Below are 11703 nucleotides of genomic sequence, written 5' to 3' on the forward strand. Positions count from 1 at the left end.
TGAACATCTAGCGACGACCCCGACCGCCGTCGAGGCTGAGACCGCAACTTTGTCGACGACCGGACGCCAGATCGCCCGCAACGACGACTTGGCAGCCCTCCTCCTGCATGCAAATCTGCAAGGACAGACAGTGCTTTGGGAGGAGCGACGAATGAAAGCGATGCGACTGGAAGCGACAGGCCAGCTTTTCACACGGGAGGTGGAAAAGCCGGAAGCAGGACCGGACGATCTATTGGTGCGCGTCGAAGCCTGCGGCGTCTGCGGCACCGACCGGCATCTCTACCACGGTGAATTTCCCTGCACGCCACCGGTCACCCTCGGCCACGAATTCAGCGGCATCGTAGAGGCCGTGGGAAGCGCCGTCACCGGCTTTAAACTCGGTGACCGCATCACGGGAGACCCGAACATCGCCTGCGGCCGCTGCAGGCACTGCGTCAACGGCCAGGTCAATCTCTGCCGGAACCTGAAAGCCATCGGCATTCATCGCGATGGTGGTTTCGCAGACTACGTGGTTGTTCCCCACAAACAGGCCTTTCTCCTGCCGGCAGACCTCGACCCGATGCACGGCGCATTTTGCGAACCGCTCGCCTGCTGCCTGCACGGCATCGATCTCGCCGAGATCAAGGCCGGCTCCTCGGTCGTCGTGCTCGGCGGTGGCGTCATCGGCCTACTCACGGTGCAACTGGCCAGACTGGCGGGTGCAGCCACGGTGATCCTCGTGACCCGCCAGGCGGCCCGCCGCAAGCTTGCCGAGGAACTCGGCGCGACGGCGAGCGTCGATCCTGCCGCAGGTGACGTCGTGACGCAGATTTCCGGCGAGAACGGTCTCGTTCCCGGCGGCGTGGACGTTGTCCTCGAATGCGCGGGCGTTGGTGAAACGGTCATTCAGGCGACGAAGCTCGTCCGTCCGGGTGGCACCGCCGTCATTCTCGGCGTGATGGCGCAGGGCGAAAAGGTAGCGATCGAGCCATTCGACCTGCTCTTCCGCGAGGTCAAGCTGGTCACCTCATTCTTGAACCCCTTCACCCACCGCCGCGCAGCCGACTTGATCGCCTCGGGCAAAATCGAGGTCGAGAAGCTGATCTCGCGCAAGGTCTCGCTCGATGACGCGCCAGTCGTGGTCAGCAATCCGCCGCAACCGGGCGAGGTGAAGGTGCTCGTCGTGCCCGGCCTGTAAGCGGGGCTGTCAGAGCGGCGGGCGCCTGTCCTTCCAGGGCAGCGCCTGCTCGAGCTGGCCTGCAAGCGAAAACAGTGTGTCCTCCCCGGCAAACCGCCCGACGAACTGCATGCCGATCGGCAAACCCTCCGGTGACCAGCCTGTCGGAACCGACATGGCCGGCTGACCGGTGACGTTGAATATGGGTGTCCAGGGGATGAACTCGAAGGTCTGGGCCGCCAGCTGCTCGGCGATCCCGAGTTTCTTCAACAGCCTGCCGCCGCCGACATAGCCGAGCACCGTCAAGAGCTTCTTCTCCACGGCACTCGGCTGCAAAGCGCCGATCTTGACCGGCAAGCTGGACAGCACCGGCGTCATCAGCACGTCGACATCCTCGAAAAAGCCGAGGATCGAGCGGGCGGAAAGCGTGAGATAGCGATGGGCGGTGATCAAGTCAGAGGCGGTGAACCCCTCGCCCAGGAGACCCATGCCGAAGGAGGAGGCATCATAGTCGCCGGGTCTGATCTTCACGCCGAAGGTCTTCGCCGTAAACTCGATATCTGCCCGCAGCTCACCGGCAAGAGCGGTCAGGAAGGCCATGGAAAAGGCCTCGCGGTCGACGGGCGGCGCTGCCTCGATCACCTCATGCCCGAGGTCGGCCAACAGCTTCACCGTATCATTGAAGGCAGCCGCCACCTCCGGCGCCACGGCCTTGCCGAGCATCGGCTGGCGCGACACCGCGATCTTAAGCTTTCCAGGCGCCCGCTGGCAGGCCTCGAGGAATGTGCCTTCCTGCGGCGGCAGCGGATGGGGCGAACCGCGGTCGGCTCCATGCGTGGCGTCGAGCACGGCTGCGCTGTCGCGCACCGAGCGCGTCAGCACATGTTCGATGGCAAAACCGGACCAGGCCTCGCCGATGAAGGGACCGACCGGTGTGCGCCCACGCGTCGGCTTCATGCCGAATACGCCACAGGCAGACGCCGGGATGCGGATGGACCCTCCCCCGTCGCCGCCCGATGCGATCGGCACCATGCCGGAGGCTACCGCCGCACCCGAACCGCCGGATGAGCCGCCGGGGGTGCGCGTGAGATCCCATGGATTGCGTGTCGGGCCATTGGCGCCCGGTTCGGTATAGGGCGTCAGTCCGAATTCCGGCGTGTTGGTGCGCCCTGCGATGACGAGGCCGGCCTTCTCCCACCGGTTGACCAATTCGCTGTTGCCCTGCGCAACCCGGGCTGCCCAGAGGCGGTTACCATTGCCAGTCGGCACGCCGTCAATCTGCGCCAGGAGGTCCTTGACCAGAAACGGCACACCGGAAAACGGGCCGTCCGGCAATCCCTTCGCGACCCGCTGCCGCGCCCGATCGAAGAGCGGTCGGATCACCGCGTTGAGCTTGGGATTGACCGCCTCGATCCGCGTGATCGCCGCCTCCAGCACTTCGCCAGCGGACACCTCTTTGCGCTTGATCAGATCGGCCAGTGCCAATCCGTCGAAGTCAGCATATTCCTTGAACACCATCACTCCCCCACGGCCGACTCGGTCGATTGTCCTCACCTTCCGGTCAATCCACACATCGATCAAGCGCCATCGGACTTAGCGGCTCACCCGAATATAAACACCTACTTAACCATGGAGGACTAAAGTCTGCCTCAACGGCCGGCACAACACCGGCGCGGTGGACGCTGTCTGCCGCAACGCAGTCATAGGCTAATGAGGGAACGGCCCATGTTATTCAAATCGGCAACCAGCCGGAACATCTTTTCGACGGTGGCACTCGGCGTCGTGACGACCATCGGCGTGGCCGCGACAGTGGTTGGCATCAGCTATGGTGCAATCCGCGGCGCCGGCATCGACAAGATGCAGACGGCAGCCTCTGAAGCCGCCGCCGAGGTCAATCGCACGCTGAGCGTGGCCCATGAAATGGTCGCAGGCCTCGACTACTCGGTTTCGGCACTCAGACAGCAAGGAATAGCCGATCGCGAACTCGTCATGGCGGTTCTGACGAAGACGCTCGAAGGCTTTCCGGGAGCCATTGGGCTCTCCACAGGCTGGGAACCCAATGCCTTCGATGGCAAGGATTCTGAATTCGTCGGCAACCCGTCCACGATCAGACCGGCCGCTTTGTGCCCTACATCTATCGTGCCGGCGGCGTGATCAAGACCGACGTGCTGGTTGACTATGACACGCCCGGCGCCGGCGACTATTACCAATTGCCGGTCAAGACCGGGAAGACGGTCCTGCTCGAGCCTTACGTCTATCCGGTGGACGGCAAGGACGTCCTGATGACGACGATCTCGATCCCGGTGATGGAGAACGGCAAGGCACTCGGCTATGTCGGCGCCGATATCGACCTCGACAAGACGGCCGCCGATCTCGCGGCCAAGCGCCCGCTGGGCGACGGTTACATCGCCCTCCTCTCCTCCGCCAACGCCTTTGTCAGCCATCCGGACAAGGCGGCCATGGGCAAGGCGCTGAAGGACAGTGGTCTCGATGCCGCCGCTTGGGAAGGCCTGCTGAAATCACCTGGTACGGTCGGCACCATGATCGACAAGGACGGCGTCGAGCGCATGGCCATTGCGGTCCCGATCGAGCCCTTCCCGGGTGCCGTCTGGAAGGTCGTGGTCGCCGTCCCGAGCGCAACCGTGCTCGGTGTCCTGACGGAGACCGTCTGGACCTCCGCCCTCATCATCGCCGGCGCCACCATCATTCTCATCGTCGTCGGCTGGTTGCTCGCTCGCCGCTTCATCGGCCGCATCAACCGTGTCATCGGTCAGACCACCGACATCGCCGCCGGTCGCCTCGACGTCGAGCTGACCGACAAAGACCGTTCGGACGAATTGGGTGACCTCTCCCGCTCGCTCGCCGTCCTCCTCGACAGCAACCGCAAGAAGGTCGCGCTCGAGAAAGAGGCGGAAGCCCGCTACGAGCAGGAAGAGATCGAACGCGTCGAACGCTCCAAGGGCCATAAGGCGCGCGAAGAAGAAATCCGCTTCGTTGTCGATGAACTGCGCGCCGGCCTCGCCCGCCTGTCGGACGGCGACATGACGGTTCGACTCGACAAGGCCTTCTCGCCGGCGCTCGACGAAATCCGCGGCAACTTCAACGATTCGATCGAGAAACTGCGCGCCGCGATGATCTCCTTCCGAGACAACGCGACCACCATCGAGAACGGCTCGAACGAAATCCGCTCGGCGGCCGACGATCTGGCGCGCCGCACCGAACAGCAGGCGGCCTCGGTCGAACAGACGTCAGCCGCCCTGTCGCAGATTACCCGCTCCGTCAAGGAATCGACCCAGCGCGCCGAAAAAGCCGGCCAGCAGGTCAGCCGCACCAAGGAAAGTGCCGAACGCTCCGGTGAGGTCGTGCGCTCCGCGATCGATGCGATGAGCGCGATCGAACAGTCATCCCAGTCGATTTCCAACATCATCGGCGTGATCGACGAGATTGCCTTCCAGACCAATCTGCTGGCACTCAATGCAGGGGTCGAGGCCGCCCGCGCGGGCGAAGCCGGCAAGGGCTTTGCCGTCGTCGCCCAGGAAGTCCGAGAGCTCGCGCAGCGCTCGGCCAATGCCGCAAAGGAAATCAAGACCCTGATCACCGCATCCGGCGAGCAGGTCAAGCACGGGGTCTCGCTCGTAGACGAGACCGGAGAGGCCCTCTCGGCGATCGTCGCCGAAGTGCAGCAGATCAACACCAATGTTCATGCGATCGTCGAAGCGGCCCGCGAGCAGTCGACCGGCCTTCACGAGATCAACTCGGCCGTCAACATCATGGACCAGGGCACCCAGAAAAACGCCGCCATGGTCGAGGAAACCAATGCCGCGTCCCACACCCTCGTGTCGGAAGTCCAGGCGCTCTCCGCTCGCCTCGCGCAGTTCAATCTCGGCGCGGCCTCACACGCATCGGCAACGACGCATTCGGCGCGGACCCACAGCGCTCCGGCAACCATCGCCACGCGTCCCGCATCCCCTGCCCGTCCGTCGGCCGTGAGCGAAGCTGCCCGTCCGGTCCCCTCTCCGGCCCGCACACTGGCCGGCAAGATCGCCTCGGCCATGGGCGCAAAGCCCGCCCCGAGCGGCGGCGAGTGGGAAGAATTCTGATCGCAAAGACTACATTTGATTTTGGTAATGGCGGGCTGCGGCCCGCCATTTTTTGTTTCCGCTTTGAAGCTCACTTCGGTTCGAAGACAAGAAGTTCTTCGAAGTGGTTCATGTCGTCGAATGCACAGAAGGCCGGGGGCCGAAGCGTGATGACCGGAGCACGCGCACGAATATCCTTGGCGATGTCATCGAGGAACGGAACCCAGGCCGCCATGGTCTGATCGTCGAAGCGCTCGATCATGTAGGCGAAGGTGATGTGGAAGACATAGGTCTCGTGATCCGGATGCCGGTAGCCGAGCAGATCCGCCAAACGGTTGCGCCAGTCTTTCAGAATGGCCCGGTCTCGATCGGTCACACCCTCGAGCGTGAGGCCATTCGGGGTGGCATGCGTCACCTCCATCGCGAAGGCGTCACCGGGCTCGAATCGCGCCAGGCGATCGATGAAGAGCCCCGTCATGTCGTCGATCGGCGTCTCCAGCGGCACGTCGGATGGCCAGTAGGGCAATTCGCGCCTCGTCTCGATGATCCCCTGAAAGAGCGTCATGTGCAGACTGGAGGCGGCCGTAAAAGCCAGCTTTTCGGCGCCCGGCATCTGCGTGAACCGCGCGCGTGCATCGTTGATCGCAACCGCCGCTTCGGACCCCTCAACGAGGTGGCACACGACGGTGTTGCCGCGTTCACGAAGGAAGGTGCCCGAGGTGTCGTAGCGCCGCCCGAGATGCGGGATCGGGCCGGGATTGTGGCTGAGGGCGGCAGATTTAAGGTGGTCAGGTAAGTCCGGGGTCATAGAGTATCGTCCCTCTGAGTAGGAAGGACCTGCGGTACGCGCCGAGTGCGAAGCACATATGACATTGCGCGCCCGTCGCGGCAGCATTTCAGCGCTCCCCAACTTTCCTGTCGGAGGCTGCAAATATGGGGTTCCTTCCGGCCCAACATTTCCCTATAAGCCGCTTCTAGCCTGAAAAGACCATCTATCTGCGCCCGGCCGGTGACCTCCCTCACCCAGGCCGGTTTTTCGCGCAGGTCAAAGAACGGATAGAGCCATGCCCAAGCGCCAAGACATCAAGTCCATCCTCATTATCGGCGCGGGGCCGATCGTCATCGGCCAGGCATGTGAGTTCGACTATTCCGGCACCCAGGCCGTCAAGGCGCTGAAGGAAGAAGGCTACCGGGTCATCCTGGTCAATTCCAACCCGGCCACCATCATGACAGACCCGGGCCTCGCTGACGCAACCTATGTCGAGCCGATCACGCCTGAAGTCGTCGCCAAGATCATCGCCAAGGAGCGCCCGGACGCGCTGCTCCCGACCATGGGTGGCCAGACGGCGCTCAACACCGCGCTCTCGCTGAAGCGCATGGGCGTACTCGACCGCTACAATGTCGAGATGATCGGCGCGAAACCCGCTGCTATCGACAAGGCAGAAGATCGCGCCCTCTTCCGCGAAGCCATGACCAAGATCGGCCTCGAGACGCCGAAGTCGATGCTCGCCAACGCGACCGAGATCAAGGATGCCGACCGCAAGACCCATGAGGCTGCTCGCGCCGAATTGAAGGCAAAGCTCTCGGGCGCCGAACTCGACAAGGCGCTGGATGAGCTGGAAAACCAGTGGAACCTCGGCGAGACCGACCGCAAGCAGCGCTACATGAGCCATGCAATGGCGATTGCCGCACAGGCGCTCGACGTCGTCGGCCTGCCCGCCATCATCCGCCCGTCCTTCACGATGGGCGGCACCGGCGGCGGCATCGCCTACAACCGCTCGGAATTCTACGAGATCATCAATTCCGGTCTCGACGCCTCCCCCACCACCGAAGTCCTGATCGAAGAATCGGTGCTTGGCTGGAAGGAGTATGAAATGGAGGTCGTCCGCGACAAGGCGGACAACTGCATCATCGTCTGCTCGATCGAAAACATCGATCCGATGGGTGTTCATACCGGTGACTCCATCACGGTCGCGCCGGCGCTGACGCTGACGGACAAGGAATACCAGATCATGCGCAACGCCTCGATCGCGGTTCTCCGCGAGATCGGCGTTGAGACGGGCGGCTCGAACGTCCAGTTCGCCGTCAACCCGGCCGATGGTCGCCTCGTCGTGATCGAAATGAACCCGCGCGTCTCGCGCTCGTCGGCTCTGGCGTCCAAGGCAACCGGCTTCCCGATCGCCAAGATCGCTGCCAAGCTCGCCGTCGGTTACACGCTCGACGAACTCGAAAACGACATCACCGGCGGCGCAACGCCCGCCTCCTTCGAGCCGTCGATCGACTACGTCGTCACCAAGATCCCGCGCTTCGCCTTCGAAAAATTCCCGGGCGCCGAACCGACGCTGACCACCGCCATGAAGTCCGTCGGTGAAGTCATGGCCATCGGCCGTACCTTCGCCGAATCGCTGCAGAAGGCGCTCCGCGGTCTCGAAACCGGCCTCACCGGCCTCGACGAGATCGAAATCCCAGGCCTCGGCCAGGGTGACGACAAGAATGCCATTCGTGCTGCCATCGGCACCCCGACGCCCGACCGCCTGCGCATGGTCGCCCAGGCGCTTCGCCTCGGCATGTCGCCGGAAGAAGTCCACGAAGGCTGCAAGATCGATCCGTGGTTCATCGCCCAGTTCAAGGCGATCACCGACATGGAAGCCCGCATCCGCGAGCATGGGCTGCCGGAAGATGCTGAAAACCTGCGCATGCTCAAAGCCATGGGCTTCTCCGATGCCCGCCTCGCTTCGCTCTCCGGCAAGCGCCCGAAGGAAGTCGCGGAACTGCGCAACGGCCTGAACGTCCGCCCGGTCTTCAAGCGCATCGACACCTGCGCTGCCGAATTCGCCTCGCCGACGGCCTACATGTACTCGACCTATGAGACGCCGTTTGTCGGCGCGCTCCGCTCGGAAGCCCAGGTCTCAGACCGCAAGAAGGTCGTCATCCTCGGCGGCGGTCCGAACCGCATCGGCCAGGGCATCGAATTCGACTATTGCTGCTGCCACGCCGCCTTTGCGCTGAAGGATGCAGGCTTCGAAGCCATCATGGTCAACTGCAACCCCGAAACCGTCTCGACCGACTACGACACCTCCGACCGTCTCTATTTCGAACCGCTGACGGCCGAAGACGTTATCGAGATCCTGCGCGCGGAGCAGGAAAAGGGTGAAGTCGTGGGCGTCATCGTCCAGTTCGGTGGCCAGACCCCGCTCAAGCTCGCTGAAGCACTCGAAAAGAACGGCATCCCGATCCTCGGCACCGCGCCCGACATGATCGACCTTGCCGAAGACCGCGACCGCTTCCAGAAGCTCCTGATGAAGCTCGACCTGACGCAGCCGAACAATGGCATCGCCTATTCCGTCGAGCAGGCTCGCCTGGTCGCCAGCGAGATCGGCTTCCCGCTGGTCGTGCGCCCCTCCTATGTTCTGGGTGGCCGCGCCATGCAGATCATTCATTCGGAATCCATGCTGCAGTCCTACCTGCTCGACACGGTTCCGGGCCTGGTCCCCGAGGATATCAAGCAGCGCTATCCGAACGACAAGACCGGCCAGATCAACACCCTGCTCGGCAAGAACCCGCTGCTTTTCGATAGCTACCTGACCAACGCCATTGAAGTGGACGTCGACGCGCTCTGCGACGGCGAGACAGTCTTCGTCTCCGGCATCATGGAGCATATCGAGGAAGCCGGTATCCATTCGGGTGACAGTGCCTGCTCGCTCCCGTCGCGTTCGCTCTCCAAGGCGATGCTCGACGAACTGGAACGCCAGACGGCCGCCATGGCCAAGGCGCTCAATGTCGGCGGCCTGATGAACGTCCAGTACGCCATCAAGGACGACGTGATCTACGTTCTCGAAGTCAACCCGCGCGCCTCGCGCACTGTGCCCTTCGTCGCCAAGACCATCGGCGCCCCGATCGCCAAGATCGCCGCCCGCATCATGACCGGCGAAAAGCTGGATGACGCGATTGCCGCCTATGGCGCCAAGCCCGATCCGCGCAACCTGAAGCACATCGCTGTCAAGGAAGCCGTCTTCCCGTTTGCCCGCTTCCCCGGCGTCGACACGCTGCTCGGTCCGGAAATGCGTTCGACCGGCGAAGTCATCGGCCTCGACACGGATTTCGCGCTGGCCTTCGCCAAGAGCCAGCTCGGCGCATCCGTCGAACTGCCGCGTGACGGCACGGTCTTCGTCTCGGTCCGTGACGAGGACAAGGCCCGCGTCCTGCCGGCAATCCTCATTTTGTCGGAAATCGGCTTCAGGGTCATGGCAACGGGTGGAACCCAGCGCTTCCTGGCCGAGAACGGCATCGAGGCGATCAAGATCAACAAGGTGCTGGAGGGACGTCCGCATATCGAGGACGCGATCCGCAACCGTCAGGTCCAGCTGGTCATCAACACGACCGACGGCAACAAGGCGATCTCGGACTCCAAGTCGCTCCGCCGCGCCGCCCTGATGCAGAAGGTGCCCTACTACACGACGATGGCAGGAGCCCTTGCCGCCGCCGAAGCCATCCGGGCACTCAAGGGCGGCCAGCTCGAGGTGCGCCCGCTGCAGAGCTACTTCTGAGGCGGGTACGCTTCAGCCGCTTTCCGAGCAGCTTGAGACTGCATTGAATCGACATGATCGCCGCGTCCTCGGATGCGGCGATTTTGTTTTCACGCGACATAGGCATAGCTTCGCCAAGGGCGCCGGACAGACATCACATTCAGAAGAGTGACAGGCCCATAGTGTCGCACATTGAACTCTGTCTGCGCTGCCTATGTTATGAGGATCGATCCTCACCGACCGGCAGGCGAGACAGGTCAATCGTCATGTTTCTCGATCTCAAGAACTACACGCCGCCGCCAGAGCCACCACCGAGCCGGGGGCCGGAGCCTCTGACGCCGCGCCAGCAGAAGGCGGTGGCCTGGATCGTCGGATTGAACATCATCCTGCTGTTCATCGCACCCATCGGCGGCGCGACGGTCATTTCGGGACTACTCGAATTCTTCAAATGACCAAGTCGAAACTCGGCGCTCTCAGACCTGCCGCTTCTGCTTGGCAAGGATGGCAAAGGCGATACCGCCGATGACGAAAGCCGCAGCCACGACAAAATGCAGTGTAAGCTGCTCATTGAGGAAGAGGATGGCACCGAGCGCCGCAATCACCGGGACGGACAGCTGAATGAGCGCCGCCTGGAAGGTGGTGAGCCCGCGCAGTGCCCTGTACCAGACGGAATAGCCAAGCCCGGAGGCAACGATGCCAGAGCCGAGGGCCAGGAGCACGCCCGAGAGCGTCGCCGTCTCGTAAAGCAGCGCGAAAATAGCAAGCGGCAGGCAAAACACGGAGGCTCGGACGAAATTTCCGGCGGTCTCGCCGATCGGATCGCGTGAGCCTCGACCGCGCAGCGTATAGACGGCCCAGGCCACGCCCGAGGCGATCATCAGCAAACTGCCGCCCAGATCCGGTCGCCCTACACCGGGCAGGATCAAGTAGACGAAGGCCGCAAACGCGATCGCAAAGCCGATCATTTCCCGGAGGCTCGGCCGATCACCCCTGAAAAGTCCGAAGGCCAGCATACTCGCCTGGACGGAGGAAAAGAGGATCAGCGCGCCGGTCGCAGCACCAAGCGAGAGATAGGCTGCCGAGAAGGCGATGGCATAAACGAAGAGCGCTGCAGCCGCCCACCAGTCCCCCGGCAGGCTTCTCTCGACCGATGCAGACTGGAGCTTCCCGCGCCGCATGAGGCCGTAGAGGACCAGCGCCCCGGAGACGATACGGACGGCAGTATAGCCAGCGGCCTCGATCGACACTGTCCCGAGCGCTTCACGCGCCAGGAGCGAATTGGCGGCAAAGGCCAGCATGGCGACGGCGGTCAGTAAAAATGTCGAATGCAACTGAAATACCCCTCCCGAACCATGCCGTGTCGCAAGACTATCCGGCGGGGTCCGCCACGTGTTAAACGCGAAGCTCCACACCTTGGCAAGCTGTGATCGTCTGGAGATTTCCGTGGAAAAGCTGCACATCGTCACCGAACGGTTCTTCAACGTTCCGGCCGAAAGCCTCTTCGCCGCCTTTGCCGATCCGGTGACCCTTGCCCGCTGGTGGGGGCCGCACGGCTTCACCAACGAGATCACCCATTTCGACTTTTCGCCCGGCGGCGACTGGGTTGTGACCATGACCAATTCCGACGGCACCGATTTTGCAAATCGCTGGACCTTTCAGGCGATCGAACCGCCATCCCGGATTCTGGCGCTCCACCATGAGCCGATGCATGTTTTCACGCTCGAGGTGACCTTGGCCACCGAAGCCAAGGGAACGCGCATGACCTGGCGCATGCAGTTCGACGACACGCCAGAAAACCGCGAGATCGAGCGCTTCATTGCTGTTGCCAACGAGCAGAATTTCGATCGACTCGTGGCGGAGCTCGGCGCCTAGACACCACCCATCGATCGATCAGTTGGCCTGACCTGTTCCATCAAAATTTGACGTTTGTCGAAAGACTCCG

At 62.9% G+C, this 11703-nt stretch carries 7 protein-coding genes and 1 pseudogene; 5 read left to right on the top strand and 3 right to left on the bottom strand.

All coding sequences use genetic code 11. The annotated features are described in order from the left end of the window. The first annotated feature begins 151 nt into the window (after positions 1 to 151). Complete coding sequence (locus QWE_RS07730) at positions 152 to 1177, top strand: zinc-dependent alcohol dehydrogenase family protein (RefSeq protein WP_040299829.1); 1026 nt, start codon at positions 152 to 154, stop codon at positions 1175 to 1177. 9 nt (positions 1178 to 1186) lie between these two features. Here the strand turns inward: QWE_RS07730 and QWE_RS07735 are convergent, their stop codons facing one another. Continuing rightward, complete coding sequence (locus QWE_RS07735; RefSeq protein WP_006725549.1) at positions 1187 to 2674, bottom strand: amidase; 1488 nt, start codon at positions 2672 to 2674, stop codon at positions 1187 to 1189. Between the two features lie 207 nt (positions 2675 to 2881). Between QWE_RS07735 and QWE_RS07740 the strand changes: the two are divergent. Next, positions 2882 to 5256: pseudogene (locus QWE_RS07740) on the top strand (methyl-accepting chemotaxis protein). A gap of 70 nt (positions 5257 to 5326) precedes the next feature. Here QWE_RS07740 and QWE_RS07745 read toward each other — a convergent pair. Beyond that, positions 5327 to 6043, bottom strand: coding sequence for a DUF1868 domain-containing protein (locus QWE_RS07745; RefSeq protein WP_006725550.1), 717 nt, complete (start codon positions 6041 to 6043; stop codon positions 5327 to 5329). Between the two features lie 256 nt (positions 6044 to 6299). On the opposite strand from QWE_RS07745, the gene carB reads away from it, so the two are divergent. After that, complete coding sequence (gene carB, locus QWE_RS07750; RefSeq protein WP_006725551.1) at positions 6300 to 9782, top strand: carbamoyl-phosphate synthase large subunit; 3483 nt, start codon at positions 6300 to 6302, stop codon at positions 9780 to 9782. A gap of 245 nt (positions 9783 to 10027) precedes the next feature. Next, the gene (locus tag QWE_RS07755) at positions 10028 to 10213 is read left to right on the top strand and encodes a hypothetical protein (RefSeq protein WP_006725552.1); all 186 of its coding nucleotides are present in this window, start codon (positions 10028 to 10030) and stop codon (positions 10211 to 10213) included. Between the two features lie 21 nt (positions 10214 to 10234). On the opposite strand, the gene QWE_RS07760 is transcribed toward QWE_RS07755, so the two are convergent. Further along, positions 10235 to 11092 (bottom strand): DMT family transporter, encoded by an 858-nt coding sequence (locus tag QWE_RS07760; RefSeq protein WP_006725553.1) that lies wholly within the window; start codon positions 11090 to 11092, stop codon positions 10235 to 10237. 112 nt (positions 11093 to 11204) lie between these two features. On the opposite strand from QWE_RS07760, the gene QWE_RS07765 reads away from it, so the two are divergent. Further along, a complete protein-coding gene (locus QWE_RS07765) occupies positions 11205 to 11633 on the top strand; it encodes an SRPBCC domain-containing protein (protein WP_006725554.1) in 429 nt (142 codons plus the stop codon). Positions 11634 to 11703 lie beyond the last annotated feature (70 nt).

It is taken from the genome of Agrobacterium albertimagni AOL15, assembly GCF_000300855.1.
GTDB classification, from domain to species: Bacteria; Pseudomonadota; Alphaproteobacteria; order Rhizobiales; family Rhizobiaceae; genus Allorhizobium; species Allorhizobium albertimagni.

Excerpts from the sequence above, each read along its gene's own strand:
- QWE_RS07730 (WP_040299829.1), top strand. The coding sequence starts at position 152 with ATGAAAGCGATGCGACTGGAAGCGACAGGCCAGCTTTTCACACGGGAG.
- QWE_RS07735 (WP_006725549.1), bottom strand. The coding sequence starts at position 2,674 with ATGGTGTTCAAGGAATATGCTGACTTCGACGGATTGGCACTGGCCGAT.
- QWE_RS07745 (WP_006725550.1), bottom strand. The coding sequence starts at position 6,043 with ATGACCCCGGACTTACCTGACCACCTTAAATCTGCCGCCCTCAGCCAC.
- carB (WP_006725551.1), top strand. The coding sequence starts at position 6,300 with ATGCCCAAGCGCCAAGACATCAAGTCCATCCTCATTATCGGCGCGGGG.
- QWE_RS07755 (WP_006725552.1), top strand. The coding sequence starts at position 10,028 with ATGTTTCTCGATCTCAAGAACTACACGCCGCCGCCAGAGCCACCACCG.